Here is a 26,166-nt window from a genome sequence, read left to right on the forward strand (position 1 = left end):
GCGCCCGGCGCGCTCATCGCCAGTGATCCGGGCTGCGCTTGTGCGGATAGGGCAGGTTCGTCGCCATGCGGCGATTGTATTCCAGTTGCGACAGATAGCGCACCCCCCGCGCGCCCGCGCCAAAATGCACTGCAAACGCCGCGCGGGTCCATTGCGCGGGCCCGCTATGCCACCAGGCATAGGGCGCGCGCGCCGCGCCAAGCGCCTGCCGCACCATGTCGCGCGCCAACAGGCAGACCGGATGGCCCGGCTCGGCGGCAAGGAAATTATTGGCGATGGTGCCAAAGCCACGCTCGACACAAAACACTGCCCGCGCGCCGGACAGCCAGTCGGTGACCGGCAGGCGCGGGTATTCGTCCAGATCGGCGAAGATGCCCCCCTCATGGCAGATCCAGCACAGCCGGAAGATATCCGCGCGCAGGGCGGGTTGCGACAGGGTGTCGAACAACGCGCAGAGATCGGGCTCTGCGTGCCGCCGCATCCAGTCTGCGGCACGGTCCTGATCAAAAAGCGTGATCTCGAAACCGCGATGCAGCTTGCGCCAGCGCGCCTCTGCCCGCGCGATGGCAGGACTGGCTGCGCCTTGCCAATAATGCGCGATCCGCCGCGGGATCGACGCCTCTGGTTCGGGCTCGAAGCCCAGCGCACCCTCGGCCAGCGCGCGCTGCATCAGACAGGCCGCCAATCCGGGCGAGGCCGCGATGCGCCCGATCCCGGCGCGGGCGATGCTCTCCTGCACCGACAGGCCCGGCGCGAAAGCCTGTTCGACCCCGGCAGCGGCCGCGCGCGCATCCTGCGTGATCCGGTCGCGGACATCGCCCGGCTCGAACGCACCGATCTGCGTGGCTTTCAACTGGTTGAATACTGCATGCGCCTGCTCTGCCCCCGCGAAATCCCCCTGCTGAAAGGCGATCCGCGCCTGTGTCAGCCAAAGCGCCATGCGCTGCGGGAAATCATCCGCCAAGGGGGCGAGGGCCGCTGCCGCCGGTGACGGCAGGCCCTGCATCAGGTCAATCTCTGCCCCGAGAAGGGCCGCTTCCAGCGCGCGCGGGCGGCCCGGGGCCTGTGCCCGCGCAAGGGCCTGCGCGCGGCGCGCCGCGTCAACCCGGCCTGCGCTCCAGAACGCCTCGGCGCGCAGGGCCTGCAGGCGGGGTGCCTCCCCCGGCCCCGCACGACGCCTTGCCTGCGCCATCAGCACCAACGCGCGCCCCGAAAGCCCCATGCGCAGCGCGGCGCGCGCCGCGCTCATGGCGCGCTCCGGCTCCAGCGCGGCAGGCATTGCGTGATCCTCCAGCGCGCGCCAGTCCTCGACCGCTTCGCGCGCCATCCGCGCCACATGCGCCAGCCAGTCATGGCGCGGATGCAGCCGCTGCGCCGCCAGTGCATGGGCCCGGATCGCCTCCGGGTCATCCTGCGCGGCCATGCGCGCGCGCAGGCTCTGGATATGATCCACCGGATGCCAGCCCCATGGCGCCTGCGGATCCAGCCGCGCTGCGAGCAAGGCCAGGGCTGCCGCACTCTCCCCCCGCTCCAGCGCAAGGCGACTTTCGGCGCGGGCAAGGGCGACCTCGCCGCGTTCCGGCACCGCGCGCCACAGATCCAGCGCGCGGGGGGCGCGGGTGAAATCCCCCTCGGCCAGAAAAATCTCGAAACATTCCGCGCAGGCGGGTTCCCCCAGTTCCCCTGCCACATCGAACGCTGCCGCCAGCGCGCGCGCCCCGTCCCGGCGGTGCAGCAGGCGCAAGCCAAGGGCCTGCGCACCCGCCTGTCGTTCCGTGCCGGAGAGTTGCTCAATATCCGCTGAGGCCCGCGCAAAATCCCCGCAGGCCAGCGCAAGCTCGGCACGACGCGCCAGATCCGCGGCCCATGTCTCTGACGTGGGGTCACTCTGCGCCAGCGCCGCGCGCGCGCGCCCGAACCGGCCCGCGCGCAGCAAGGCATTGGCCAGCACCGCGCGGCGGCGATTGCCGCGCTGCACGCATGCCTCCAGATGCGCAAGCCCCGCATCGCGCGCACCCTCGGGCATCAGATCCAGCGCGAGCATCGCGAAATCAATCGAATTGGGCCATTTCGCCCGCGCCCGCGCTGCAACTTCCGCCGCAGGCAGTTCCAGACGCCACAAGAGGCGCAGCGCCAGTTCCACCGCGCGGTAGGACGCGCCTTCCTCGAATGCCGCGCGCAGCCGCCGCCCCGGCGCGCGCGGATCAGCCAGCGGTCCGGCCCAGATCTGCGCCTCCAGCTCCGGTAGCAGCGCCCCGCGCATCAGACCCGACCGCGATCAGATCGCGGCACGCAGCACATCGGCATATTCCTCGAAACGGAAATTGAACAGCCGCTCGGCCGCCTGACGCTTGGGCCAGAGCAGACCATGCAGAAAATACAGCACATCCGATTGCACCGGATAGGGCACGCTGGCCCAGACACGTTTCTGCATCCGCCTGTCGAACTCGGCGCGGGCCTCCTCGGGCATGTCACCGATCCGCAGCCCGGCATGGCTGTAGACCCGCGCGATCACCCCTTCCGGGTCACGCACGATATCCTCGTAATTCAGCACAAGGATATCGTCATAATGCTTCGCCCAGCGCTGATAATTCGCCACATAGGAACTCATCTCGAAGACATAGGCCTCGTCGAGCAGCGCAAGGAAACCCTCGCCAAAGGTGATCTGCACATCGTCCTTGCTCGCGCCATTGTTGCGCCACAGCATATGCATGCGCAGCGCCGAAACCGCGCGCGCCAGCGGATCACGCAGCACATAAATCACCCGCGCGCCCGGATTGAGCGCCTTGCAATCGGCGATCTCGGCCTCTGACATCATCGAATATTCCGGCGTGAAATCCATCGACAGATGCGTCGGATCCGGCGGGGTCATCAGCCCGCGATACCATTCCGGCCCGCGCTTGCGGTTCCAGTCCCAGTAATGCGCTTCCTTGTTGGTCGAGGTCACCGGGTCCATATTGGGAAAGGAATAGGTCTGCGGATGCGCATTGAGCACATGATGCAGCCAGCTTGTCGACGCCTTCTGCGCCCCGATACACAGGATATCAGCGCAATTCTCGCGTTGGGTCATGGTCACGTCACTTCTCCAGACTGCCCTACGTCCTGTTCTTCCCGGATCGCCTGCAACGCCTCGGGCAGGCGCCATTTGCTGACATAGGCTTCCAGATGGCGCGATGTTGCCCCGGTGTCGCCCGCAGCATGGGCCGCGCGAATGGCAAGGCCGCGGCGATGCGGGTTATCCCCCAGCGTCAGCGAGCCCTCATAGGCGGCCAGCGCTGCGGCAGGCTGGCCATTACGCATCTGCAGATCGCCGATCATGCGCAGCGCATAGGCGGCGTTTTCCCATTTGTCATCCTTGCCGCGCGCCGCCATGTCCAGCAATTGGGGCAGAAAGGCCGCGATCAGCGGCTCTGCACTGCGCAGGCGGTTGAAATCCAGCAGCAGTTTCAGCACATTCGATATCTCGGGCCCGGAATAGCCGCCATCCGGCGGCACCAGCGCGGTCATCCGGGCGATCTCCTGCTCGGCAATCTGCCACATGCGGAAGAAATCCAGATACAGAAACACCGTGAGCGGCGATCCGGCCCCACCTGCGCGCGGATAGCTCGCAGGCTGGCCCAGAGCAAAGCCCTGTTGCAGAAAACCCGTCCCGCGATAGCGCTCTATGGCAGCCTGCACCCGCTCGGGGTGCTTGCTGGCATGGTCGAGATGGGCGATCATCCTGTCCGACGGGCCTGATACGGTTGCGATGCATTCATAGCGGTAGCGGCGCTGGTTGCGGTCATCGACGCGGCGGAACACGTCCAGACCGATATCCCCCGCAACCGCAAATTCCGCAACCGCGCTGATCACTGGCCCTCTCCTGATCCGATTGCCGACACGCTATGGCCGGGCTGGCCCGCTGTCAAACCTCTCAGAGCCGCTCCACCAGAAGAGTGTTGCAAATGAAGCGGAAATTCTGTGCCTTCCGGGGCAGGACAATCGACAATTTCGGCATCGAGGCCCGCGCCAGCCAGTCGGCGCTGATCTCGCGCGCGACAAGACAGCCCCCCATCCGCGCGCAGGCATGGACCTCGAAATCACTCAACTCGAAATCTGTCGCCCGACCGGCCTGCGGATCCCGACGAACCAGCGCCGTCTCGAACAGATAGCCGTCCGGCGAGGCCAGTTGCAGATGCACGCGCAACCCCTGCCCTGCCGCCGCCAGCCCGTCGAGCCGCAGCTCGATCGCGGACCAGTCGCGCGTATCCGGGAACTGGATCTGGAATTTTCCCTGCGCGCGCGCGGCATGCATCAAAAGCCCGTCCTCGGGCGCGGCGCGGGACAGTTCCAGCCGCTCGGCAAAGCGCGTGCCGGGCTGCAGGTGCTGGCAGAACTCGGTTGCGGGCAGGGCCGCCCAGATATCAAAGACGGGATTTGCAACCATCGGGCGGGCGGGCGCCGCGATATCCTGCGCAACCGGGGCAGGCATATTCAGGCCACCCAGTTCCGCCATCAGCGCGCGGAGCGCGGCATGCATCTCGGCCTTGTCGCGCTCAAGGCGCTCATTCAGGCTGCGCATCTCGCCATCGACCTTCTGCCAGATGGCGCTGGTCTCGTAATTCAACTCGCCCAGCAGATCCGCCGCAAGGCTGCGCATGGCATCGGTCGCGTCCGCGCGCGCCTCCAGATCGAAGCTGGGCCGCGCCAGATCGGAAAAGCATCGCCAGTCATAGGACGGATTGTCGAGCGTGTTCATCAGCACATTGCGCGCCCGGTCATCCTTCCGGGCCACCCGCCGGTGATGAAAGGCCAGTTTGCGATCCAGAACCGCCAGCCGGTAGCGCGCCAGAAACGCATTCATGAAGGCGCGGTCCTCCATGACATCGAACTGCTCGGGGAAACCGCCCACCGCGCGCACCGCCTCGCGCCGCAGGATCCATTGCACCGGATAGAGATCCTGCCGGTAGCAGGCATAGGCCAGCGCATTGACCAGAAATTCGTTGCGCTTGAAGCTTGGCGGCAGGCCGTCCTCTCCGACAATGCGGATTTCCGGCCCGGCGGCGCTGTCGAAGAAATCCTCGCGCAGCGCCGTGACCTGCGCCGCCACACCGCCCAGATCAGGCACCAGATCCCGGATTTGCTGATAGAACCCTGCAAGGGCCGACAAGAAATCCGGCGCCCAGCTGTCATCATCATCCAGACAGGCGACAAATTCGGTCTCCAGCGCCTCGACCCCGCGATTGAACGCGGCGGACCGCCCGATACCTGGAGAAAAATCAAGCACGCTCAATCGGTTCGCAGCACTCAGCGCCCGCGCATATGGCGCAATCGCCCGCGCCAGCATCTGCGCGTCGCCGCCATCATTGACCAGCACGATCTGCCAGTTGCCATGGGTCTGCGCCTGAACCGAGGCCAGCGCACGTTTGACGAAAATGGGGCGGTCCCTGGTGCGGATCACCACACCGACCGAGATTTGATCCGTTGCCTTCACGCTCACTCCACTCACACCCGCACCCAAACCTGACCCCCCGGTCTTGCGCCGGATCGCCCTATCGCTAGACCCTTCACGAAAGCCCTGTCAAGGAATTCGCCGCAACCCTGCCCTATCCCTCATTGCCGGAAGCATCCGGCGCGGCCCTGTCCGCCTGCGCCCCCAGATGCCGCTCGCCCCGCGCCTCGGCCAGCGCGATCTGATGCTGGCGCTCGCGAAAAGCCGCGCGCCGCTCGGGCGTAAACTCATCGACGCAATGATGGCATTGCACCCCATGCTCATATTCCGCCCGCTCTGTATCCTCGGGCAAAAGCGGACGGCGGCAGGCATGGCACATCACATGCGGGCCGGTTTTCAGCCCATGTTCGACCGAGACCCGCTGATCGAAGACGAAACAGGCCCCTTGCCACAGGCTGTCCTTCTGCGGCACCTCTTCGAGATATTTCAGAATCCCGCCTTTCAGGTGAAACACATCCTCCACCCCCTGCCCCAGCAGGTAATTCGTCGATTTCTCGCAGCGAATCCCGCCGGTGCAGAACATGGCAATCCGCTTGTTATGGAACCGATGGCGGTTTTCTTCCCACCATTGCGGGAATTCGCGAAAACTGCGCGTGCCCGGATCCACCGCGCCCTCGAACGTCCCAATCGCCACTTCATAATCATTGCGCGTGTCGATCACCGCCACATCCGGCGCGGAAATCAGTTCGTTCCACTCCTCCGGCGCCACATAATGCCCGACGCGGGCGCGCGGATCGACATCGGGCTGGCCCATGGTGACGATCTCGCGCTTCAACCGCACTTTCATGCGCCCGAACGGCATCTCGGCAGCAGGGCTTTCCTTCCAGTCCAGATCGGCGCAGCCTGGCAGCGCACGGATATGCGCCAGCACCGTATCAATCCCCGCCCGGCTGCCCGCAATCGTGCCATTGATCCCCTCCCGCGCGAGCAGAAGCGAGCCCCGGACCCCCTGCCCCTCGGCCAATGTCAGCAGCGGGCCGCGCAGGGCGGCAGGATCATCGAAGCGGGTGAAATGGTATAGCGCGGCAACTGTCAGCATGACAGGCGGTTTACTGCGCCATGCCGCGCCGGACAAGAGATGTTGACGCGAAAGCCTCTGCCCCTTAGCCCTTGAGCAAGCAAGGAGTGCCGCCATGAGCCATGCCCTGATCGTCATCGACCTGCAAAACGACTTCTGCCCCGGCGGCGCGCTCGCGGTCGCAGAGGGTGATCAGATCGTGGCCGGGATCAATGCGCTGATGGAAACCGCAGGCGCCGTGGTGCTGACACAGGACTGGCACCCGGCCGATCACGCATCCTTTGCCAGCCAGCATCCCGGCCTGGCACCTTTTGCCCTGACCGAGATGGACTATGGCCCGCAAGTGCTCTGGCCCGATCATTGCGTGCAAGGGACGGATGGCGCCGCCTTCCACCCTGATCTGGATCTGGACCGCGCCGATCTGATCCTGCGCAAAGGCTTCCGGCGCGGGATCGACAGCTATTCGGCCTTTTTCGAGAATGACCAGACCACCCCCACCGGGCTCGAAGGCTATCTGCGCAACCGGGGCATCACCCGGCTGGATTTCGTCGGGCTGGCGACGGATTTCTGCGTTGCATGGTCGGCGCTCGATGCAGCGAAGCTCGGCTTTGACGCGCGCCTCCTGACCGGTCTCTGCCGCGGCATCGACCTCGATGGCTCGATGGCCAGAGCGCTCGCGGATCTGCGCGCCGCCGGGGTGGATCTGGCCTGATGGATATCGCCACCCGCGTCTACAACCACCGCTGGAAACTCGACCCGATCGTGCGCTCGCTGATCGATACGGATTTCTACAAGCTGTTGATGTGCCAGTCGGTTTTCACCAATCACCCGGACACGCAGGTCACGTTCAGCCTGATCAACCGCGCCAGCCACATCCCGCTCGCGGCGCTGATCGACGAGGGCGAGTTGCGCGAACAGCTTGACCATATTCGTGGGCTGTCGCTCTCGCGCGGGGAATCGACCTTTCTGCGCGGCAACACATTCTATGGCAAACGCCAGATGTTCCGCCCCGATTTCATGGAATGGTTCGAGACTTTCCGCCTGCCGCCCTATCATCTGGAACGCGTGGGCGATCAGTATGAACTGACCTTTGAAGGCAACTGGGCCGAGGCGATGCTCTGGGAAATCCCGGCGCTGGCGGTGCTGATGGAATTGCGCTCGCGCGCAGTTCTGGGCCGGATGAAGCGGTTTGAACTGCAGGTGCTATACGCGCGCGCAATGACCCGGCTTTGGGAGAAAATCAAGCAGCTTCAAGGGATTGACGGCTTGCGCATCGCCGATTTCGGCACCCGCAGACGGCACAGCTTCCTCTGGCAGGATTGGTGTGTACAGGCCATGATTGAGGGGCTGGGGGATAAATTCGCGGGCACCTCGAACTGCCTGATCGCCATGCGCCGCGAGGTCGAGGCCATTGGCACCAATGCCCATGAACTGCCGATGGTCTATGCCGCGCTCGCCGATACGGATGAGGCTCTGGCGCAAGCCCCCTATCAGGTGCTGGCCGACTGGCAGTCTGAGCATTCCGGCAATCTGCGCATCATCCTGCCCGATACATACGGCACCGAGGGCTTTCTGGCCCGCGCGCCCGACTGGCTGTCGGACTGGACCGGCATCCGCATCGATTCGGGCGATCCGGCCACAGGTGCCGAAACCGCGATTCGCTGGTGGCAGTCGCGCGGGCAGGATCCGCGCAACAAGCTGGTGATCTTCTCCGACGGGCTGGACGTCGAGAAGATCGCGGAACTGCATGCGCGGTTTTCGGGCCGGGTCAAGGTCAGCTTCGGCTGGGGTACGCTTTTGACCAATGATTTCAGAGGCTTCGCGCCGGATGACGGGCTTGCGCCCTTCTCGCTCGTCTGCAAGGCCCAAAGCGCCAATGGCCGCCCGACGGTGAAACTCTCGGATAATCCGCATAAGGCGATGGGGCCGGAAGATCAGATCGCGCGCTACAAACATGTGTTTTCCGTGGGCAAACAGAGCGCGCAACCTGTGATTGTTTAAGCCTTCTTCATTCTTTCCGCGAAAATCAGCCCAGGTCACAAAGTGTCGCACCGATTTTAGGTGACAGACCGGGGTGACCTGTGCTGCAATATAACTGTCGCAATCAGAGAAGGAGGACACTGAATGTCACTGAGTTCCCATATTGCAGAACTCCGCCGGAAACATGAACACCTCTCTGAAAAGGTCGAAACCGCGCAGCGAAGCCCGGGTATGGACGACCTTGTTATCGCCGATATGAAGAAACAGAAACTGCGCCTGAAAGAGGAGATCGAGCGCCTGTCACACGCCTGATGCGTTCTTTCCTTTGAAGATGAAAACGGCCCGCGCAACGCGGGCCGTTTTTTTACATCGTGAAAGCGGATTTCGTCAGACGAAAAACTGCGCGCCGTTGGCGCTGATGGTGGAGCCGTTGATGAAACCCGCGTCATCGGCGACCAGAAAGGCCACGCAGCGCGCGATTTCCTCGGGCTCGCCCAGACGTCCGGCCGGGATGCCCGCGATGATGCTCTCGCGCACTTTCTCGGGCACCGCCATCACCATCTCCGTCGCGATATAGCCCGGACAGACCGCATTGGCGGTGATGCCCGCGCGCGCGCCTTCCTGCGCCAGCGATTTGACGATGCCGAGATCGCCCGCCTTGGTGGCCGCGTAATTCACCTGACCGAACTGGCCCTTCTGCCCGTTGATCGAGGAAATCACCACCACGCGCCCGAATTTGCGCTCGCGCATCCCCGGCCAGATCGGGTGTACCGTGTTGAAAACACCGGTCAAATTCGTGTCGATCACCTCTTTCCACTGCTCCGGCGTCATCTTGTGAAACGGCGCGTCGCGGGTGATCCCGGCATTGGCCACCACGATCTCGATCGGGCCCAGATCGGCCTCGACCTGCGCCAGACCGGCCTTGGAGGCCTCATAATCCGCCGCGTTCCATTTATAGGTCTTGATGCCGGTCGCTTCGGTGAAAGCCGCTGCTGCCGCGTCATTGCCCGCATAAGTCGCGGCCACGGTGTAGCCCCGGGCCGCCAGTTCCTTCGAGATCGCAGCGCCAATCCCGCGCGATCCGCCTGTGACGAGTGCCACTCTTGCCATTTGTCCCCTCCTATCAGGAATTATGATTGACGAAATATCTGGTAATGAATTGCGCGGGCCTGCGCAAGATTATTGCGCAGGCCCTTCACCTCAGCGCTCCAGACACATCGCGACACCCATGCCGCCCCCGATGCACAGTGTCGCCAGCCCCTTCTTCGCGTCACGGCGCTGCATCTCGAACAGCAAAGTGTTCAAAATCCGACATCCCGACGCGCCGATCGGGTGGCCGATCGCGATGGCACCGCCATTGACGTTCACTTTTTCAACATCCCAGCCCATATCCTTGTTCACCGCGCAGGCTTGCGCCGCGAAGGCTTCATTGGCCTCGATCAGGTCCAGATCAGCCGCGCTCCAGCCCGCTTTGGCCAGCGCCTTGCGGCTGGCATGGATCGGACCCACCCCCATGACCGAGGGATCAAGCCCCGCCGTCGCATAGCTCGCGATGCGCGCAAGCGGGGTCAACCCGCGCTTCTCGGCCTCTTCGGCACTCATCAGCATCACCGCCGCCGCACCGTCATTCAGGCCCGAGGCATTGCCTGCCGTGACCGAGCCCTCTTTCGAGAAGGCCGGGCGGAGCTTGGCCATCTGATCGAGCGTCGCGCCATGGCGGATATATTCATCCTGATCGACCACGATATCGCCCTTGCGGGTCTTGACGGTGAAGGCCGCGATCTCATCGGCGAATTTCCCCGCCTTCTGCGCGGCTTCGGCCTTGTTCTGGCTGGCCACGGCAAAGGCGTCCTGCTCATCGCGGGTGATCTGCCATTTCGCAGCGACATTCTCGGCGGTGGTGCCCATGTGATAGCCGTTGAACGCGTCCCAGAGCCCGTCCTTGATCATCGAATCGATCATCTTCATATCGCCCATCTTCTGGCCTGCGCGCAGATGCGCGACATGGGGCGAAAGCGTCATGTTCTCCTGCCCGCCCGCCAGCACGATGGTGGCATCGCCCAGCTGGATATGCTGCGCCCCCAGCGCCACTGCGCGCAGGCCTGAGCCGCAGACCTGATTGAGCGACCAGGCCGAGGATTCAACCGGCAGACCGGCATTGACATGCGCCTGACGCGCCGGGTTCTGCCCCTGCCCGGCGGTCAGAACCTGACCCAGAATGGTCTCCGAGACCTCTGCCTTATCCACCCCGGCGCGCGCAACCACCGCCTCCAGCACCGCCGCCCCAAGATCATGCGCAGGCGTATTGGCAAATGCCCCGCCAAAACTCCCGACCGCAGTCCGGGCCGCCGCAACGATAACAACATTGGTCATGAGAACTCCTCTCTCTCCGTTCAGCTCGTCAATATCCGGCCTTGGCGCCTGGCTGCGACCGGGTATGGGTTTGGTTCTATCATGCAAGCGCCACAGCGCAATCGTCCAGAGATTTATGTCTGCGGAAACATCGCGCGCGCGGACGCGCGCCCGCTGACCGTGCCGGAGCAGGCACACGACCGGGTTTGTTGGGCATAATCCTACAGATTGTTTCCATGATTTTCCGACTTGCTGATGGACTTGGCCCTTAACAATCTCTTAATCTCGAGCTAAGGGGCTGGATCATGGAAAAGCGCGCTGCGAAATATCACCTCGGACAAGTCGTGCGGCATCGCAAGCACCCGTTTCGCGGGGTGATCTTTGATGTCGACCCGGCCTTTTCCAATACAGAAGAATGGTATAGCGCGATTCCCGAAGAGGCGCGCCCGAACCGGGACCAGCCTTTCTATCATCTTCTGGCCGAGAATCATGACAGTTTCTATGTCGCCTATGTGTCCGAGCAGAACCTTGTTCCCGACGAGTCGGGCGAGCCGGTAGACCATCCTGACCTGCCCGAATTGTTCGGGGATTTTGACGACGGGCATTATCCGCTGCAGATCGCGCTGAACTGAGACACCGCGCGGAACTTCCTCTGATGGGCGGATTTTCAGGCGCGCGGGCGACGGCCCAAGCGCTGATTTGACGCAGGGCCAGCTTCGCCTGTCGCCGCATTGGCCAATATCTGCGGAACCATGGATCAGGATCGGGCGACGGGTGCCCCGGGGAGCACGCGCCCTGATCGCTCAGTTCACCGGATCAAACGGCACCGAAAACCGCAGCAGATTATGGCCATCCCGGCGCGAATAGCTGACGCCATCGCTGAGATGGCGGATGATGAACCAGCCATAGCCCCCTTCGTTGAATTGCGCCGGTTCCGGGGCGCTGCGGCCAAGCGCGCTCGGGTCAAAGGGCTGACCGCGATCTGTCAACTCGCAGCGCAGCCGACGCCCTTCCAGCCGGAGCGACAGGACGATCTCACCGGCGCTGTCGCGATAGCCATGTCGCACGATATTGGTCATCGCCTCTGCCAGAATCAGCGAGAGATCGGCAATCCGGCAGCGTGTCACCCCATGTTCGAGCAGGAACCTCTCGACGTCATCAAGAGCATTGCGGATTGCCCAGAGCTCACCCTTGCAGGCCAGATGAAATTCCGATTGCAACTCTGATTGACCGGTCATGCTGTATTCCTTGGGCAGGCGTCGCGCGGTGGTCAGGTTCTTGCCCTAAGCCTATGGTGCCGCGCCCGGAAATCCCTATTCTGCAGCGGCGATGTCATTCGTGGCTGGCACGCAGTCATGAATCCTGAACACGGTATCCATGCGTGTCAGCCGGAACAGTTTGCGCACGCTGGGGGTCAGGCCCGCGATTTCGAGCGGGCGCTCGGGGCCCAGTTGTTTCATCACGCCGACAACAGCGCCAAGGCCGCTGCTGTCGAGAAATTCCACCCGCGACAGATCAAGGATGACCGGACTGCCCGCTGTCGTGGTCAGATCGCGCACCAGATCCTTGAAGGTGATCGCCACGGCGGCATCCAATCGCGATTCCATGACGGATATGACCAGCGCCTCCCCCGCGCGGCCCAGTGTTACCTGCATCTCACACCCCTTTCCTGCGCTTGCATTTCGCCAGATTAGACCCGAAAAGTTACCAAGAGGTTGCCTTGCACCTACAGGGAGAGGAAACGCGATGACGGAAGTGGCTATTCTGGGGGCGGCGCGCACGGCGATGGGCGGGTTGCAAGGCGTGTTCGCGGGCCAGCCTGCGGCGGAACTGGGCGGGGCGGCGATCCGCGGCGCGCTGGCGGATGCAGGCATCGCGCCCGATGCGGTGGAAGAACTGCTGATGGGCTGCGTCCTGCCCGCCGGGCAGGGGCAGGCCCCGGCGCGGCAGGCGGGGTTCAGGGCGGGTCTGGGCGAGGGTGTGCCCGCGACGACGCTGAACAAGATGTGCGGCTCGGGGATGAAGGCCGCGATGATCGCGCATGACCAGATCGCGCTGGGCCACACGGGGATCATGGTCGCGGGCGGCATGGAGAGCATGTCGGAAGCGCCCTATCTGCTGCCCAAGATGCGGGCGGGCGCGCGGCTGGGGCATGGGCAGGTGATTGACCACATGTTTCTGGACGGGCTGGAAGATGCCTATGACAAGGGCCGTTTGATGGGCACATTCGCCGAGGATTGCGCGGCGCATTTCCAGTTCACGCGGGAGGCGCAGGACGCGTATGCGCTGCGCTCGCTCTCCAATGCGCTGGCCGCGCAGGAGGCAGGCGCCTTCGCGCGCGAGATTGCGCCGGTCGAGCTGGTCACGCGCAAGGGGGCTGTGACCGTGCTGGAGGATGAACAGCCGGGCACGGCGCGGCCCGAGAAGATCCCGCAGCTGAAGCCGGCGTTTCGCAAGGATGGTACTGTGACGGCGGCGAACTCCTCCTCGATCTCGGACGGGGCGGCGGCTTTGGTGCTGGGATCCGTGGCGGCGGCAGAGCGGGCGGGGGTGACGCCGCGTGCGGTTATTCGCGGGCATGCAAGCCATGCGCAGGCGCCGGGCTGGTTCACCACCGCGCCTGTGCCTGCGGCGCGCAAGCTGATGGAGCGGCTGGGCTGGTCGCTGGGCGATGTCGATCTGTGGGAGGTGAATGAGGCTTTCGCGGTGGTGCCAATGGCCTTCATGCAGGAGATGGGCCTGCCGCGTGATGTGGTGAACGTGAATGGCGGGGCCTGCGCTTTGGGCCATCCGATCGGGGCCTCGGGCGCGCGGATCATGGTGACGCTTCTCAATGCGCTGGAGGCGCGCGGGCTGAAGCGGGGGATCGCGGCGATCTGTATCGGCGGCGGCGAGGGGACGGCGATTGCGATAGAGCGGGTGTGAGCGCATAACGGGGGCCGGCCTTGCCCCCCATCGAGGGGGGCGCGGCCGGGTCGCAGGGGCGCTGGCGCTGCCTGCTCCGGCAGGAACGAGAGGGATGGCATGGATTACGAGGGTTTGGCCGCGCGCATTGCGGCGCTGACCGAGGGCGAGCGCGATCAGGTGGCGCTGATGGCCACGGTGGCCTGCGAGGTGCATCATTCGGATGCACGCTTTCACTGGACCGGGTTTTACCGGGTGACGGAACCGGAGGTGCTGAAGATCGGTCCCTATCAGGGCGGACATGGTTGTCTGGTGATCCCGTTCTCGCGCGGGGTCTGCGGGGCCTGTGCGCGCACAGGCGAAGTGCAGCTTGTGGCGGATGTCGAAGCCTTTCCGGGGCATATCGCCTGTTGGAGTTCGACGCGCTCGGAACTGGTGCTGCCGGTGTTCGATGGCGCGGGCGCATTGATCGGGGTGTTTGATATCGACAGTGATTTGCCCGATGCCTTCACGCGAGAGGACGCAGATGCGCTGGCGGCGATCCTGAGATCGGTTTTCGGGCGGGACGTGGCGGCATGATCGACTGGGAGGATGCCTTTCAGAACGCAGCCTATATCGCCGGGGCCGAGGGCTATCCGGGGGCATGGGCGGCGCGCGCGGCCGCGTTCCGGGCCGGGGCGCGCGGGGATCTGGATCTGGCCTATGGGACGCATGCGCGCGCGCGGCTGGACCTGTTCCGGCCAGAGGGCGCGGCCCGCGGGCTGGTCGTCTTTGTCCATGGCGGCTATTGGCTGAAATTCGACAAGAGTTTCTGGTCGCATCTGGCGGCGGGGGCGCTGGCGCGGGGCTGGGCCGTGGCATTGCCGGGCTACACGCTGGCGCCAGAGGTCAGCATCTCGGAGATCACAACGCAGATCGGCGCGGCGGTGGCGCATGCGGCGGGGCTAGTCGCAGGACCGGTCCGGCTGGCGGGGCATTCGGCGGGCGGGCATCTGGTCACACGGATGATCTGCGACGACAGCCCGCTTGCGCCCGAGACGCGGGCGCGGATCGCGCGGGTGGTCTCGATCTCTGGCCTGCATGACCTGCGCCCGCTGCTGGCGACCGGGATGAACGCGCAGCTACGGCTGACGCCAGAGACGGCAGCAGCGGAAAGCCCCGTATTGCATACCCCCCTGCCCGGCATACCGGTGACAGCATGGGTCGGCGGGGATGAGCGGCCCGAATTCCTGCGCCAGTCGGCGCTGTTGCGCGAGGCCTGGGCCGCGGATCTGGAGGTGGCCAAGGGGCGGCATCATTTCGATGTGATCGAGGATTTATGCGCGCCTGACAGTGGATTGACCGAAGCGCTGCTTTCTGGCTGAGCAGGGTTTGCCTTTTGCGAAGCTTTGGGCAAAACTCCGCCGCAAGACACAGGGAGAGTAACAGATGAAACCATTGAAAACCGCGGCCATGGCCGCGCTGGTGCTGGGTGCGGCAAGTGTCGCTGAGGCCGATCAGGTAACGGTGGGCATGATCACCACGCTGTCGGGCGGCGGTGCGGGGCTTGGGGTCGATGTGCGCGACGGGTTCCTGCTGGCGCTGGACATGGCCGGAGAGCATGACATCCGGCTGGTGGTCGAGGATGACGCGCAGCGCCCGGAACTGGCGGTGCAGATCGCCGAGCGCATGATCCAGTCGGAACGCGCCGATATCCTGACCGGGATCATCTGGTCCAATCTGGCAATGGCGGTGGTGCCCGCGACGGTCGCGCAGGATATTTTCTACATCTCGCCCAATGCCGGACCCTCGCCGCTGGCGGGTGCGAATTGCCATCCGAATTACTTCAACGCGGCCTGGCAGAATGACATGCTGCATGAGGCCGCAGGCCAGCATGCCAATGAGTTGGGCTATGAAAACACCTTCATCATGGCGCCCAACTATCCGGCAGGCACCGATGCGCTGACCGGCTTCAAGCGCTATTTCGAGGGCGATCTTGCGGGGGAATTGTTCACGCAGGTCGGCCAGACCGATTACGCGGCAGAGATCGCGCAAATCCGCGCCTCGGGCGCGGATTCGGTGTTCATCTTCCTGCCCGGCGGCATGGGGATTTCCTTCATGCGCCAATATGAACAATCGGGGGTGGATCTGCCGATCATCTCTGCCGGGTTCAGCTTCGATCAGGATGTGCTGCCCGCGATAGGCTCGGCGGCGCTGGGGGTGATCAATACCAGCCAATGGTCCCCAGATCTGGAGAATGACGCGAATGCAGCCTTTGTCGCGGCTTTCGAGGAAGCCTATGGCCGCCTGCCCTCGCTCTATGCGAGCCAAGGCTTTGACACGGCCAATCTGATCCTCTCGGCACTGGCGGGCGCGGAGGTGTCGGACAAGGACGGCTTCCGCGAGGCGCTGCGCGCGGCGGATTTCACCTCGGTCCGGGGCAGTTTCGCTTTCGCGCCGAACCATCACCCGATCCAGACTGTCTATGTCCGTGAAGTGGTCGAGGTCGATGGCGTGCTGACCAACCGCATCATCGGCACGGCGTTTGAGGAACATCGCGACGTGCATGGCGAAAACTGCCAGATGTGAGCGAGATGCCGGCCCCGGCGCCTGCCGGGGCCAGCGCGCGGTTGAAAGCATGCCATGACCCTTGCGCTGATCCTTGAGCAACTCCTGAACGGGGTGCAATTCGGGCTGATGCTGTTTCTGATGTCGGCGGGCCTGACACTCGTTTTCGGCGTGATGGGGCTGATCAATCTGGCGCATGGCTCGCTCTATATGATCGGCGCGTTTCTTTGTGCCGCTGTCGCAGGCGCCACGGGCAATTTCTGGCTGGGGCTGATGGCGGGGATTGCCGCCGCCGCCGCTGCCGGGGCGCTGATCGAGGTCGCGGTGATCCGCAGGCTTTATGCGCGCGATCATCTGGATCAGGTTCTGGCCACATTCGCGCTGATCCTGATCCTGTCCGAGGGGGTGCGGATGATCTTTGGCCCCTTCCCGCTCTATCTGAACGTGCCGGACGCTTTGCGCGGGACGGTCAATCTGGGCATCGTGGATTATTCGCTCTACCGGTTGGCGCTGATCGGCTTCGGGTTGGCGGTGGCGGTGGGGCTATGGGCGCTGATCGCGAAAACGCGGCTGGGCATCCAGATCCGCGCGGGCGAGTCCGACCGCGAGATGATCGCGGCGCTGGGGGTGAATATCCGCGCGCTTTACACCATCGTATTCGCGCTGGGGGCAGCTTTGGCCGGGCTTGCAGGCGCGCTGGTGGGGGCGATCCAGTCGGTGCAGGTGGGCATGGGTGAGCCTGTCTTGATCCTCGCCTTCGTCGTGATCGTAATTGGCGGGATCGGGTCAGTGAAGGGCGCGATGGTCGGCGCGCTCCTGGTCGGTGTGATCGACACGATGGGGCGGTTCCTGCTGCCACGCATTTTCGCGACATTCCTCGACACATCGCAGGCGATGGGGGTGGGGGCGGCGCTGGCCTCGATGCTGATTTACCTGTTGATGGCACTGGTGCTGATCTTCCGCCCGCAAGGATTGTTCCCCGCCCATGGATAACACGCGCAAGGAATGGCTGCTGAACGCGGTATTGGCGGGGGCACTCTTGGGGGTGCCGCTCTGGGCCTGGCTGGCAAATGAGCCCTTCATCGTCACGCTGGCCACGCGCATCGCGATTCTGGCGATTGCGGGGGTGGGGCTGAATATCGCGCTGGGACTGGGCGGCATGGTCAGTTTCGGCCATGCGCTTTATCTGGGCATCGGCGGCTATGTGGCGGGGATTGCCGCGCATCATGCCTTCAGCGGCATGCCGGTTCTCGGGCTGGCGGGCACCAACCAGATGCTGCCGATCTGGGCCATGGCGATGCTGCTGTCGGGCATAGTGGCAGGGATCGTGGGGGCGCTGTCTTTACGTACCTCGGGCATTTTCTTCATCATGATCACGCTGGCTTTCGCGCAGATGGGGTTTTTCTTCGCGCTGTCATGGCCCGCCTATGGGGGCGAAGACGGGTTGCCGATATTCCTGCGCAACCAGTTTCCGGGGCTGAACACGGCGCGGCCATGGGAGTTCTTTCTGCTGGCTTATAGCGTGCTGCTGCTGGTGCTGGCCGCTTTCGCCCTGATCCGCGCGGCGCGTTTCGGCGCGGCCCTGATGGCGATCCGCCAGAATCCCGACCGCGCCGCCGCTATCGGTATTTCGCCCTTCGGCATCAAGCTCGTGGGGTTCGTGCTGTCGGGCATGATCACGGGGCTTGCGGGCGCGATGATGGCCGATCTGACGCGCTTCGTCAGCCCCGCGATGATGGCCTGGACCATGTCGGGCGAGTTGATCGTCATCATTATCTTGGGCGGTGTGGGGCGGCTGTTCGGCCCGGTTGCGGGGGCGGCAATTCTGGTCGGCTTCGAGGTGTTTTTCGGGGGCGTCAGCGAGCATTGGAAGCTGTGGCTGGGTCTGGTGCTGCTGGCGGTGGTACTGTTCGCGCGCGGCGGGCTGATCGGGCTGATCGCAGGGCGGGCGCGGCATGGCTGATCCGGTGCTGGACCTGCGCGGGCTGTGCAAAAGCTTCGGGGCGCTCAGGGCCACCGAGGATGTCTCGCTGACCCTGCGCGCGGGAGAGATCCACGCGCTGATCGGCCCCAATGGTGCGGGCAAATCGACGCTGATGGCACTGATTTCCGGCAAGACCCGGCCCGATGCGGGCACGGTCTGGCTGGAGGGGCAGGAGATCACGGCGCTCTCGGTGCCACAGCGCGCGCGAGCGGGGCTGGGGCGCAGTTTTCAGGTCTCGTCCTTGATCCCCGGCTATTCCGCCCTGCGCAATGTGATGCTGGCGCTGCAGGCCCGCCAGGGCCATAGCTACCGTTTCCTGCGCCCAGTGATGCGCGACGCGGCTTTGCGCGCGGAAGCCCGCGCGCATCTCGACCGGGTTGGCCTTGGCCCGCGCGCCTCGGTCGAGGCGGCGGTGCTCAGCCATGGCGAGCGGCGGCTCCTGGAAATCGCCATGGCCTTGGCGCTGCGCCCGAAATGTTTTCTGTTCGATGAACCGATGGCGGGTCTCGGCGCAAGCGGCACGGCAGAGTTGATCCCTTTCCTGCGCGCGCTGAAAGCGGATGCGCCGATCCTGCTGGTGGAACATGACATGGATGCGGTGTTTCAGCTTGCCGACCGGATTTCGGTGCTGGTCACAGGCCGGATCATCGCCACAGGCGGCGCGGCAGAGATCCGCGCGAATGCGCAGGTCCGCGCCGTCTATCTGGGCGAGGACGGATGAGCGCGCTTCTGGAACTCGAAGACCTGCAGGTCTTCTACGGTGCGTCGCAGGCGCTGTTCGGGGTCTCGCTGAGTGTGGCCGAGGGCGAGGCCGTGGCCCTGATGGGCCGCAACGGCATGGGCAAATCGACCACCATCGCCACTGCCTGCCGGATGCTGCCGCTCCGGCGCGGTGCGGTGCGCTTTGCGGGGCAGGATATCAGCGCGTGGCCCTCTTTCCGCGCCGCCCGGCTGGGGCTGGGGCTGGTGCCCGAGGGGCGCCGCTGTTTCCCCAATCTCAGCGTGCAGGAAAATCTGATCGCCGCCGCCCGCCCCGGACCCTGGACACTCGCGCGCGTGCATGCGCTTTTCCCGCGCCTCTCGGAACGCGCCGATCAACTGGCGGCCACGCTCTCGGGCGGCGAGCAGCAGATGCTGGCGATTGGCCGCGCGCTGATGACCAATCCGCGCCTCCTGCTTCTGGATGAGGCGACCGAGGGGCTGGCCCCGGTGATCCGGCAGGAAATCTGGGCCGCGATCACCAAGCTGAAGGCTGACGGGCTGTCGATCCTTCTGGTGGACAAGACGCTCTCGGAAATCCTGCCCTTCGCGGATCGCTGCGTGCTGCTTGAACGCGGCACGGTGGCATGGTCCGGCACCCCTGACAGCCTGACCCCGGATCTGCAAACCCGCTATCTGGGCGTCTGATCATTTTCTTGCGACAAATACTCACGGGGGTTCTCAGGGGGCATGTATGCCCCCTGAGGCGGGTGGTTTGGAGGGTGGCAACCCTCCAAGCCCCCCTCACCCCAAACGCGCCCGCTGCACCGCCAGAATCCCCGCCATGATCACCAGAACCCCCAGCAGATCGAACACCCCCAGCTGCTCGCCCAAGAGCAGCGCCGCCACCGCGACCCCGAAAAACGGGTTGAGGAAATGGAAGGTCGCGGCCTTCACTGCCCCGATCCGCCCCACAAGCAGGAACCAGACCCAGGTCGCGGCCAGCCCCGGCACCAGAACCGTATAGGTAAAAGCCCCCGCAAGCTGCCAGGTCCAGTTCACGTCCGGCACTTCCAGGAGCATCGCGGGCCCGATCAGCGCCGCCGATCCGACCAACATCTGCAGCCCCACGATCATCATCAGATTGCCGCCCGCGCCCGAGGCCAGACGCACGCTCAGCGTGGCCACGGTCAGCGAGATCACCCCGATCGCGCAGAGAAGCACCCCCCAGAGATCGACCCCGCCGGTCATCCGCGCGCCCATGATCAGCCCGACACCGGCAAAACCCGCGACCAGCCCCGCAAGTGCCATGGGCCGCAGGCGCTCGCGCAGGATCAGCCAGCCGAACAGCGCCACCAGAAGCGGCATGGTCGAGGCGATGATCGCGGCAAGCGAGGCCTCCAGCGTCTGCACGGCCACGAAATTCAGCCCCAGATAGAGCGCGTTCTGCGTGATCCCGAAGATCACCACCGCGCGCCATTGCCCGCGCGTCAGCTTCCAGCTCTGCCCCAGCGCCAGCGCAATCGCGATCCCGATCAGGCCGGAGATCAGAAAGCGCAGGCTGAGCGCATAGAGCGGGGGCGCATCCGCCACGATCATCCGCGCCGAGGTGAAGGCCGAGGACCACATGAAGGCGAAGGCCAGCCCCATCAGAATCGCGCGGATATCCATTCGCGCGCCTTTCACGCTGCCCAGGGGCGCGCATCCGCCCGCCCCGGCCCGCGCCAGAAGCGCGCCATCAGCAGCACCGCCGCTGCACTCAGTCCGACGACCAGCCCGGCCCAGATCCCCTCGCCGCCAAACCCGTAACGGATGCCCAGCAGATAGCTGGTCGGCAGGCCCACGCCCCAATAGCTGAAAGCCGCGATCAGCATTGGCCCGCGCGTATCCTGCACCCCGCGCAAGAGCCCCATCGCCATGACCTGCGCCCCGTCGGCAAGCTGGAACACCGCCGCCACGATCAGGAAGGACGCGCCAATCGCGATGATCGCGGCGCGTGCGGGCTCGGCGGGCGACAGAAACAGCCCCACGAGGAACGGCCCGGCGGTGACATAGAGCACCATCGTCGCGCTGGCGAAGAGGATGGAAACCAGCATGGCGGTTCTGGCCCCTTCCCGCAGCGCCACCTGGTCGCGCTGGCCGCGGGCGCGGCCCACAAGCACGGTGGCGGCATTGGAAAAGCCCAGATGCACCATGAAGAGCGCCGCCGTGATTTCCAGCGCGATGCCATGCGCGGCCAGTTCCTTCGTGCCGATCCAGCCCATCATGATGGCGGCAGCGGAAAACAGCGCTGACTCGGCCACCAGTGCCACCCCGATCGGCCAGCCCAGCCGCCAGACCTGTCCCATTGCCTGCCAGTCGGCACGCCAGAAGCGTTGAAACAGCGTGTAGCGGCGCAGGGCGGGCAGAAGCGCGCAATAGGCGGCCAGCACGCCGACACTCGCCAGATTGACGATGATGGTGGCAATCGCCGCCCCGCGCACTCCCAGTTCCGGCGCACCCAGATTGCCGAAGATGAAGATCCAGTTGGCCAGAATATTCAGCCCGACCGCGCCCACGGTCGTCCAGAGTGCAAACTGGGTTCGGCCCAGTGCCGCAAGGTAGTTCTTCAGCACCATCACGCAAAGCGCGGGCACCAGCGAGAAGCCGAGGATGCGCATATAGGCCTCAGACAGCGGCACCACCTCTGCAGGCTGGCCCAACTGCCCGAGGATCGCACCCGAAAACCAGAAGATCGGCAGCGCAGCAAATCCGAAAGCGATCGACAGCCACAGCCCCATGCGGGTCGCCCGGCGCACCTCGGTTTCCCGCCCCGAGGATGCGGCGGTCGCGACCATCGGCATGACCGCATTGGCGAATCCGGTGCCGAAAATGAACACGGCGAAAAAGAGTGCAGCCCCCAGCACGCCTGCGGCCAGATCCGCGACACCATACCAGCCCAGCATGATCGTGTCGGTCACGGCCAGCATGAACTGCGCCAGATGGCTGCCCGCCAGCGGCAGGCCCAGGCTCAGGACCATGCGCAGATTGGCGCGGAACGGTGCGGCAGCTTGTCTCATGCTGCATCGGTTATCCCGCAGCGTGAGGCGCGGCAAGATGGGTCAGAGAATTTTTAACATGTTCACGGCCACAGCAAGGATGAAAAGCCCCGCCAGCGCCTCGATCACCGGGCCAAGATGGCGCGCGCGGCCCAGACGGCCGGCCCAGTCCATCGCGCCTTCGCGCGCCAGAACGGCGGTGGCCGCCACCGCGATTGTCACCGAGGCCGTGCCCAGCGCCATGATCAGGGTGGCGGCGATCCCTTCCCAGACCAGCCCCATGCGCCATGTCAGGATCAGCACGAACAGCGCGCCGGTACAGGGCCGGATGGCAATCGCCCCGATCAGCAGGGCCGCGTCGCGCCAGCCGGTGATCTGCGCCATCTCTTCGGCGCTTGGGCCATGCCGGTGGCCGCAGCTTTCGCAAGCCCCGTGATCATGGGAAGGATCATGGCCCGCAAGCGCGACCGGGGGTGCCGCGCTCTGGCGCAGCACCTTGCGCGTGGCGCGCATGACCAGCCACAACCCGATCAGCGCAATGGCGATCAGGCTTGCGCGTTCCAGCCAGAGATCGCCCGCAAGCTGCAAGCCTTCGCGCGTGGCATTGAAGATCAGCACACCGCCATAGACCAGCGCCACCGCCGTCACGCCCTGCGCCAGCGAGGCGGCCAGACCCAGCCCCATCATCCGCCGCAAGGGCACCTGCGTCCCGGCCCCATAGGCGCCGAGCAGGAATTTCCCATGCCCCGGCCCCGCGGCATGCACAAACCCATAGGCGAAGCTCAGCCCCCAGAGCGCGATCAGCGCGCCCGGCTCGCCCGCGCGCAGGCTGCGCAAGCCCTGCGCCAGTTGCGCCTGAAAGCCGCGCTGCGCCTCCTGCGCGGATTGCGCAAGCTGATCCAGACCGCCCATGGCCCAGTACAGCCCTGCCAGCGCGACCAGTCCAAGCGCCAGAAACATTACGGCGCGGCGCATGTGATCCGCACCTCCTCGGAAAACAGCGCCCCGACCAGCGGGAAATCCGCCTCGATATCACCTCCGCCGCCCAGCACTTCCTCCAGCGCGGCCTCTAGCTGTGCGCCCGCGGCCTCCCAATCCGGCTCGAAAATGCGCAGGCTGCAATCCTCGCGCCCGATGGCGCGCGGCGCGCCGGTCAGCCCGTAGCTGGTGTAATAGGTCGGGTCATAGACCGCGACCACCCATTCGCGCGCCGGATCCGGGCGGTCGATCAGCTGGCGCAGATGGCGCGAATGCAATTGCCCGTCGCGATAGTCCGATTCCCATTTGACCGGGCTGCTCAGCGCCAGCGGTTTTCCGTCCTGGGTGACATGGGTGTCGCCGTGATATTCCTCGACAGTCCATTGCATGTCGAACCCGTCAAGCGCGTCGCGCTCTTCCTCGCTGATCGTGCCGGTGAAATCGGCATCGAGCCCCATGTCAGAGACCAGCAGCATCGAAAACAGCGGGTCATAGGTCCAGCTGATCCAGAGCCCTTCGGGCTGGCCGCCCTCGTCGAAGACCAGTTCCAGCCCGACATCGACAAAGATATGCGGATGCGCGCGCGCAGGCTGCGCCGACAGGGACGCGCAGGATATCACGACAGGGATCAGCAAGGCTCGCATGGGCCAAGACCTAACCGAGTGCGCGCGCGCCCTCAAGTCACAGCGTGGCGATCCCCGGCGCGGCGCGGCCGGGAGCAGGGTGGGCGGGCGGGAGCGATCCGGTCGCGCAGCACCGGGGATCGCGCCCGCTCAGAAATCCAGCCCCAGATCAAGCACCTGCGCGGAATGGGTCAGCGCGCCCACCGAGATGAAATCCACCCCTGTTGCCGCGACCTCTGCAATCCGCCGCAGCCGCATATTGCCCGAGGCTTCCGTCACCAGCCGCCCGGCGACCAGATCCACCGCCGCGCGCAGATCCTCGGTGCTCATATTGTCCAGCAGCACCACATCGGCGCCGCCGGTGGCCAGCACTTCGTCAAGCTGCGCCAGCGTGTCCACCTCGATCTCGATCCGGCGCATATGGCTGGCCGCGCGCCGCGCAAGGGTCAGGACTTCCGCAATCCCCCCGGCGGCAGCGATATGATTGTCCTTGATCAGGATCGCATCCGACAGGCCAAAGCGATGCGCCGCGCCGCCGCCATGGCGCACCGCCTGTTTCTCGACCAGCCGCAGCCCCGGTGTGGTCTTGCGCGTGCAAGTGATGCGCGCCTTGGTGCCTTTGGTCTGGGCGACAAACGCGGCGGTCAGCGTGGCAATGCCGGAAAGCCGCCCCATGAAATTCAGCGCCACCCGCTCGCCCGAGAGGATCGAGGCCGCCGCCCCGTCGATGGTCATGACAGTCTCGCCCGCCGCGACCCGCGCCCCGTCAGGGCGCAACACGGTCACGCGCAGCGCCGGATCGACCAGACGGAAGGCCAGTTCGGCCAGTTGCACCCCGGACACCACACCGGGGTCGCGCGCATTGATCCGTGCATGATAGCTCAGATCGGGCGCGATGACGGCCTGCGTGGTCACATCGCCCGAGGGGCCCAGATCCTCGATCAGGGCGGCGCGCACAAGTGGCTCTAGCAGCAGTTCGGGCAGCGGGGGGATGGTCATGCATTCTCCTGCGTCATCTGTTGCGCCTCTGCCAGCGTCAGCCGCGAGCGCTGCACGAAATCGGGGTCGGGCGCGGGAAAATCGTCGCGCCAATGCGCGCCCCGGCTCTCGCGCCGCTGCAGCGCGGCGGTGGCGATCAGAAGTGCTGTGGCGCACATATTGGCGAAATCGGGGCTGCTGGCATGGGCGGCTTGCAGCGCCCTGATCCGGGTGATGGCCTGCGCCAGCCCCGCGCCGGTGCGCCGCACGCCGACATGGCGGGTCATCACCTCGCGCAAGTGCTGCACCGCGTCGGGGTCCAGCGCGGGGCCGCCGGGGGTGAAATCCAGCGCCAGTGCGGGGGCATCCGGGGCGGCGCCCGGCAGATCGGCGGCGATATCCTCGGCGGCGCGGCGGGCAAAGACCAGCGCCTCCAGCACTCCGTTCGAGGCCAGACGATTCGCGCCATGCAGGCCGGTGGAGGCGGCCTCGCCGCAGACCCAGAGCCCCGGCAGCGAAGAGCGCCCCGCCGCATCGGTGGCCACCCCGCCCATATGGTAATGCGCCGCCGCCGCCACCGGGATCGGCGCGCGCACCGGGTCGATCCCGGCCTTGCGGCAGGCCGCTGCCACTGCCGGGAACTGGGTCAGGATCGCCTCGCCCAACGCGGCGCGGGTGTCGAGCATCGGGCGTTTTCCGGCCTGGGTCTGCGCGAATACAGCGCGGGCCACCACATCGCGCGGAGCAAGCTCGGCCATCGGATGCTCGGCTTCCATGAAGAACAGCCCGTCCGCATTGACCAGCCGCGCACCTTCGCCGCGCAGCGCTTCGGTGGCCAGCGGTGCCGGGTCGCGGCCCACGTCGATTGCGGTCGGGTGGAATTGCACGAATTCCATATCCGCCATCACCGCGCCCGCCCGCGCGGCCAGCCCCATCACCTGCCCCCGGATGCGCGGCGGGTTGGTGGTCAGCGCGTAAAGCCCGCCCGAGCCGCCCCCGGCCAGCAGCACGGCCGGGGCAAGAAGTGCGACGGGTTGCGAAATGGCATCGCCGTCAATCTGCGCCAGTTCTACGCCGGTCACGCGCCCGTTCTCAGAGATCAGCCCCTGCGCGAGCACGCGTTCCATCACCTGCACCGAGGGCGCCGCGCGCACCTCGGCGATCAGGGTTTCCATGATCTTGCGGCCCGCCTGATCGCCCTTCACGCGGACCACGCGGGCGATGGAATGCGCGGCTTCGTGGTTCAGGACGTAATTGCCGGCCGCATCGCGGTCAAAAGGTGTTCCGTGATCGGTCAGATCAAGGATCTGCGCGGGGGCCGCGCCGGTGACGAGGGCCGCAATCTCTGGGTCCACAGTCCCTGCCCCGGCGGCCACAGTGTCGCGGGCATGGGCTTCGGGGCTGTCACCTTCGGACATTGCGGCGGCGACTCCGCCCTGCGCCCAGGCCGAAGACGCCCCTTCGCCCAGCGTTTCGGGCGAGATCACCAGCACCGGGCGCGGCGCCAGCATCAGCGCCGCGTAGAGCCCGCCAAGCCCCGCACCGACAATGACAACGCGCCCGGTCGTGATCAC

Annotated in this window: 27 protein-coding genes; 12 read left to right on the forward strand and 15 right to left on the reverse strand. The window is 65.5% G+C overall.

The features are described from left to right. Positions 1-13: 13 nt before the first annotated feature. The 5 genes from BG457_RS04680 to trhO all read right to left on the reverse strand — a co-directional run bounded on the left by BG457_RS04680 (position 14) and on the right by trhO (position 6,530). Entirely contained in the window at positions 14-2,263 is a 2,250-nt protein-coding gene (locus tag BG457_RS04680) for a glycosyltransferase (RefSeq protein WP_071795813.1), read from the reverse strand. 15 nt (positions 2,264-2,278) lie between these two features. Beyond that, a complete protein-coding gene (locus BG457_RS04685; RefSeq protein ID WP_071795814.1) occupies positions 2,279-3,070 on the reverse strand; it encodes a sulfotransferase in 792 nt (263 codons plus the stop codon). 2 nt (positions 3,071-3,072) lie between these two features. Next, on the reverse strand, positions 3,073-3,852 hold the full coding sequence (locus tag BG457_RS04690) for a hypothetical protein (RefSeq protein ID WP_071795815.1): 780 nt from the start codon (positions 3,850-3,852) through the stop codon (positions 3,073-3,075). Positions 3,853-3,913: 61 nt separating this feature from the next. Beyond that, a complete protein-coding gene (locus BG457_RS04695) occupies positions 3,914-5,473 on the reverse strand; it encodes a glycosyltransferase family 2 protein (RefSeq protein WP_175546723.1) in 1,560 nt (519 codons plus the stop codon). A gap of 112 nt (positions 5,474-5,585) precedes the next feature. Next, on the reverse strand, positions 5,586-6,530 hold the full coding sequence (gene trhO, locus BG457_RS04700) for an oxygen-dependent tRNA uridine(34) hydroxylase TrhO (protein WP_071795817.1): 945 nt from the start codon (positions 6,528-6,530) through the stop codon (positions 5,586-5,588). A gap of 94 nt (positions 6,531-6,624) precedes the next feature. Here trhO and pncA point away from each other — a divergent pair, with 94 nt between their 5' ends. The 3 genes from pncA to BG457_RS04715 all read left to right on the forward strand — a co-directional run bounded on the left by pncA (position 6,625) and on the right by BG457_RS04715 (position 8,801). Further along, the gene (gene pncA / locus BG457_RS04705) at positions 6,625-7,221 is read left to right on the forward strand and encodes a bifunctional nicotinamidase/pyrazinamidase (RefSeq protein WP_071795818.1); all 597 of its coding nucleotides are present in this window, start codon (positions 6,625-6,627) and stop codon (positions 7,219-7,221) included. Continuing rightward, positions 7,221-8,510, forward strand: a complete 1,290-nt coding sequence (gene pncB / locus BG457_RS04710; protein ID WP_071795819.1) for a nicotinate phosphoribosyltransferase — start codon at positions 7,221-7,223, stop codon at positions 8,508-8,510. Before pncA ends, pncB begins: the two co-directional genes overlap by 1 nt. A gap of 123 nt (positions 8,511-8,633) precedes the next feature. Beyond that, complete coding sequence (locus BG457_RS04715) at positions 8,634-8,801, forward strand: YdcH family protein (RefSeq protein WP_071795820.1); 168 nt, start codon at positions 8,634-8,636, stop codon at positions 8,799-8,801. 75 nt (positions 8,802-8,876) lie between these two features. Here BG457_RS04715 and phbB read toward each other — a convergent pair whose 3' ends face one another. Next, positions 8,877-9,599: an acetoacetyl-CoA reductase gene (gene phbB / locus BG457_RS04720; protein WP_071795821.1), complete on the reverse strand. Its 723-nt coding sequence runs from the start codon at positions 9,597-9,599 to the stop codon at positions 8,877-8,879. A gap of 90 nt (positions 9,600-9,689) precedes the next feature. Next, positions 9,690-10,862 (reverse strand): acetyl-CoA C-acetyltransferase, encoded by a 1,173-nt coding sequence (locus tag BG457_RS04725; RefSeq protein ID WP_071795822.1) that lies wholly within the window; start codon positions 10,860-10,862, stop codon positions 9,690-9,692. A gap of 284 nt (positions 10,863-11,146) precedes the next feature. Here BG457_RS04725 and hspQ point away from each other — a divergent pair, with 284 nt between their 5' ends. Beyond that, the gene (hspQ, locus tag BG457_RS04730) at positions 11,147-11,473 is read left to right on the forward strand and encodes a heat shock protein HspQ (protein ID WP_071795823.1); all 327 of its coding nucleotides are present in this window, start codon (positions 11,147-11,149) and stop codon (positions 11,471-11,473) included. 171 nt (positions 11,474-11,644) lie between these two features. Here hspQ and BG457_RS04735 read toward each other — a convergent pair whose 3' ends face one another. Continuing rightward, on the reverse strand, positions 11,645-12,079 hold the full coding sequence (locus tag BG457_RS04735; protein ID WP_071795824.1) for an ATP-binding protein: 435 nt from the start codon (positions 12,077-12,079) through the stop codon (positions 11,645-11,647). Between the two features lie 75 nt (positions 12,080-12,154). After that, positions 12,155-12,496: an STAS domain-containing protein gene (locus BG457_RS04740; RefSeq protein ID WP_071795825.1), complete on the reverse strand. Its 342-nt coding sequence runs from the start codon at positions 12,494-12,496 to the stop codon at positions 12,155-12,157. Positions 12,497-12,587: 91 nt separating this feature from the next. Here BG457_RS04740 and BG457_RS04745 point away from each other — a divergent pair, with 91 nt between their 5' ends. The 8 genes from BG457_RS04745 to BG457_RS04780 all read left to right on the forward strand — a co-directional run bounded on the left by BG457_RS04745 (position 12,588) and on the right by BG457_RS04780 (position 19,683). Further along, complete coding sequence (locus BG457_RS04745; RefSeq protein WP_071795826.1) at positions 12,588-13,766, forward strand: thiolase family protein; 1,179 nt, start codon at positions 12,588-12,590, stop codon at positions 13,764-13,766. Positions 13,767-13,865: 99 nt separating this feature from the next. Then, positions 13,866-14,324 carry a GAF domain-containing protein gene (locus BG457_RS04750; RefSeq protein ID WP_071795827.1) on the forward strand — a complete coding sequence of 153 codons (459 nt, stop codon included), beginning with the start codon at positions 13,866-13,868 and terminating at the stop codon, positions 14,322-14,324. Beyond that, the gene (locus BG457_RS04755) at positions 14,321-15,109 is read left to right on the forward strand and encodes an alpha/beta hydrolase (RefSeq protein ID WP_071795828.1); all 789 of its coding nucleotides are present in this window, start codon (positions 14,321-14,323) and stop codon (positions 15,107-15,109) included. Before BG457_RS04750 ends, BG457_RS04755 begins: the two co-directional genes overlap by 4 nt. A gap of 64 nt (positions 15,110-15,173) precedes the next feature. Beyond that, positions 15,174-16,313: an ABC transporter substrate-binding protein gene (locus BG457_RS04760; protein ID WP_071795829.1), complete on the forward strand. Its 1,140-nt coding sequence runs from the start codon at positions 15,174-15,176 to the stop codon at positions 16,311-16,313. Between the two features lie 54 nt (positions 16,314-16,367). After that, positions 16,368-17,285 carry a branched-chain amino acid ABC transporter permease gene (locus tag BG457_RS04765; RefSeq protein ID WP_071795830.1) on the forward strand — a complete coding sequence of 306 codons (918 nt, stop codon included), beginning with the start codon at positions 16,368-16,370 and terminating at the stop codon, positions 17,283-17,285. Further along, complete coding sequence (locus tag BG457_RS04770; RefSeq protein ID WP_071795831.1) at positions 17,278-18,255, forward strand: branched-chain amino acid ABC transporter permease; 978 nt, start codon at positions 17,278-17,280, stop codon at positions 18,253-18,255. Before BG457_RS04765 ends, BG457_RS04770 begins: the two co-directional genes overlap by 8 nt. Next, positions 18,248-18,997 carry an ABC transporter ATP-binding protein gene (locus BG457_RS04775; RefSeq protein WP_071795832.1) on the forward strand — a complete coding sequence of 250 codons (750 nt, stop codon included), beginning with the start codon at positions 18,248-18,250 and terminating at the stop codon, positions 18,995-18,997. Before BG457_RS04770 ends, BG457_RS04775 begins: the two co-directional genes overlap by 8 nt. Further along, a complete protein-coding gene (locus BG457_RS04780; RefSeq protein ID WP_071795833.1) occupies positions 18,994-19,683 on the forward strand; it encodes an ABC transporter ATP-binding protein in 690 nt (229 codons plus the stop codon). Before BG457_RS04775 ends, BG457_RS04780 begins: the two co-directional genes overlap by 4 nt. Before the next feature lie 96 nt (positions 19,684-19,779). Here the strand turns inward: BG457_RS04780 and BG457_RS04785 are convergent, their stop codons facing one another. The 6 genes from BG457_RS04785 to BG457_RS04810 all read right to left on the reverse strand — a co-directional run bounded on the left by BG457_RS04785 (position 19,780) and on the right by BG457_RS04810 (position 26,166). Beyond that, on the reverse strand, positions 19,780-20,646 hold the full coding sequence (locus BG457_RS04785; RefSeq protein ID WP_071795834.1) for a DMT family transporter: 867 nt from the start codon (positions 20,644-20,646) through the stop codon (positions 19,780-19,782). 11 nt (positions 20,647-20,657) lie between these two features. After that, entirely contained in the window at positions 20,658-22,034 is a 1,377-nt protein-coding gene (locus BG457_RS04790; protein WP_071795835.1) for an MATE family efflux transporter, read from the reverse strand. 42 nt (positions 22,035-22,076) lie between these two features. Next, positions 22,077-22,988 carry a nickel/cobalt transporter gene (locus tag BG457_RS04795; RefSeq protein WP_071795836.1) on the reverse strand — a complete coding sequence of 304 codons (912 nt, stop codon included), beginning with the start codon at positions 22,986-22,988 and terminating at the stop codon, positions 22,077-22,079. Continuing rightward, positions 22,973-23,635, reverse strand: coding sequence for a DUF1007 family protein (locus BG457_RS04800; protein ID WP_071795837.1), 663 nt, complete (start codon positions 23,633-23,635; stop codon positions 22,973-22,975). The genes BG457_RS04795 and BG457_RS04800 overlap by 16 nt, the downstream gene beginning before the upstream one ends. Positions 23,636-23,764: 129 nt before the next feature. Continuing rightward, positions 23,765-24,613, reverse strand: coding sequence for a carboxylating nicotinate-nucleotide diphosphorylase (nadC, locus tag BG457_RS04805; protein WP_071795838.1), 849 nt, complete (start codon positions 24,611-24,613; stop codon positions 23,765-23,767). Next, a complete protein-coding gene (locus tag BG457_RS04810; protein ID WP_071795839.1) occupies positions 24,610-26,166 on the reverse strand; it encodes an L-aspartate oxidase in 1,557 nt (518 codons plus the stop codon). The genes nadC and BG457_RS04810 overlap by 4 nt, the downstream gene beginning before the upstream one ends.

Origin of the sequence: Natronohydrobacter thiooxidans (assembly GCF_001884735.1) — a bacterium.
GTDB lineage: Bacteria > Pseudomonadota > Alphaproteobacteria > Rhodobacterales > Rhodobacteraceae > Roseinatronobacter > Roseinatronobacter thiooxidans_A.

What these genes read in the sequence shown, in the direction of transcription:
- BG457_RS04680 (WP_071795813.1), bottom strand. Translation starts at nt 2,263, where the DNA reads ATGCGCGGGGCGCTGCTACCGGAGCTGGAGGCGCAGATCTGGGCCGGA.
- BG457_RS04685 (WP_071795814.1), bottom strand. Translation starts at nt 3,070, where the DNA reads ATGACCCAACGCGAGAATTGCGCTGATATCCTGTGTATCGGGGCGCAG.
- trhO (WP_071795817.1), bottom strand. Translation starts at nt 6,530, where the DNA reads ATGCTGACAGTTGCCGCGCTATACCATTTCACCCGCTTCGATGATCCT.
- pncA (WP_071795818.1), top strand. Translation starts at nt 6,625, where the DNA reads ATGAGCCATGCCCTGATCGTCATCGACCTGCAAAACGACTTCTGCCCC.
- pncB (WP_071795819.1), top strand. Translation starts at nt 7,221, where the DNA reads ATGGATATCGCCACCCGCGTCTACAACCACCGCTGGAAACTCGACCCG.
- BG457_RS04715 (WP_071795820.1), top strand. Translation starts at nt 8,634, where the DNA reads ATGTCACTGAGTTCCCATATTGCAGAACTCCGCCGGAAACATGAACAC.
- phbB (WP_071795821.1), bottom strand. Translation starts at nt 9,599, where the DNA reads ATGGCAAGAGTGGCACTCGTCACAGGCGGATCGCGCGGGATTGGCGCT.
- BG457_RS04725 (WP_071795822.1), bottom strand. Translation starts at nt 10,862, where the DNA reads ATGACCAATGTTGTTATCGTTGCGGCGGCCCGGACTGCGGTCGGGAGT.
- hspQ (WP_071795823.1), top strand. Translation starts at nt 11,147, where the DNA reads ATGGAAAAGCGCGCTGCGAAATATCACCTCGGACAAGTCGTGCGGCAT.
- BG457_RS04735 (WP_071795824.1), bottom strand. Translation starts at nt 12,079, where the DNA reads ATGACCGGTCAATCAGAGTTGCAATCGGAATTTCATCTGGCCTGCAAG.
- BG457_RS04740 (WP_071795825.1), bottom strand. Translation starts at nt 12,496, where the DNA reads ATGCAGGTAACACTGGGCCGCGCGGGGGAGGCGCTGGTCATATCCGTC.
- BG457_RS04745 (WP_071795826.1), top strand. Translation starts at nt 12,588, where the DNA reads ATGACGGAAGTGGCTATTCTGGGGGCGGCGCGCACGGCGATGGGCGGG.
- BG457_RS04750 (WP_071795827.1), top strand. Translation starts at nt 13,866, where the DNA reads ATGGATTACGAGGGTTTGGCCGCGCGCATTGCGGCGCTGACCGAGGGC.
- BG457_RS04755 (WP_071795828.1), top strand. Translation starts at nt 14,321, where the DNA reads ATGATCGACTGGGAGGATGCCTTTCAGAACGCAGCCTATATCGCCGGG.
- BG457_RS04760 (WP_071795829.1), top strand. Translation starts at nt 15,174, where the DNA reads ATGAAACCATTGAAAACCGCGGCCATGGCCGCGCTGGTGCTGGGTGCG.
- BG457_RS04765 (WP_071795830.1), top strand. Translation starts at nt 16,368, where the DNA reads ATGACCCTTGCGCTGATCCTTGAGCAACTCCTGAACGGGGTGCAATTC.
- BG457_RS04770 (WP_071795831.1), top strand. Translation starts at nt 17,278, where the DNA reads ATGGATAACACGCGCAAGGAATGGCTGCTGAACGCGGTATTGGCGGGG.
- BG457_RS04775 (WP_071795832.1), top strand. Translation starts at nt 18,248, where the DNA reads ATGGCTGATCCGGTGCTGGACCTGCGCGGGCTGTGCAAAAGCTTCGGG.
- BG457_RS04780 (WP_071795833.1), top strand. Translation starts at nt 18,994, where the DNA reads ATGAGCGCGCTTCTGGAACTCGAAGACCTGCAGGTCTTCTACGGTGCG.
- BG457_RS04785 (WP_071795834.1), bottom strand. Translation starts at nt 20,646, where the DNA reads ATGGATATCCGCGCGATTCTGATGGGGCTGGCCTTCGCCTTCATGTGG.
- BG457_RS04790 (WP_071795835.1), bottom strand. Translation starts at nt 22,034, where the DNA reads ATGAGACAAGCTGCCGCACCGTTCCGCGCCAATCTGCGCATGGTCCTG.
- BG457_RS04795 (WP_071795836.1), bottom strand. Translation starts at nt 22,988, where the DNA reads ATGCGCCGCGCCGTAATGTTTCTGGCGCTTGGACTGGTCGCGCTGGCA.
- BG457_RS04800 (WP_071795837.1), bottom strand. Translation starts at nt 23,635, where the DNA reads ATGCGAGCCTTGCTGATCCCTGTCGTGATATCCTGCGCGTCCCTGTCG.
- nadC (WP_071795838.1), bottom strand. Translation starts at nt 24,613, where the DNA reads ATGACCATCCCCCCGCTGCCCGAACTGCTGCTAGAGCCACTTGTGCGC.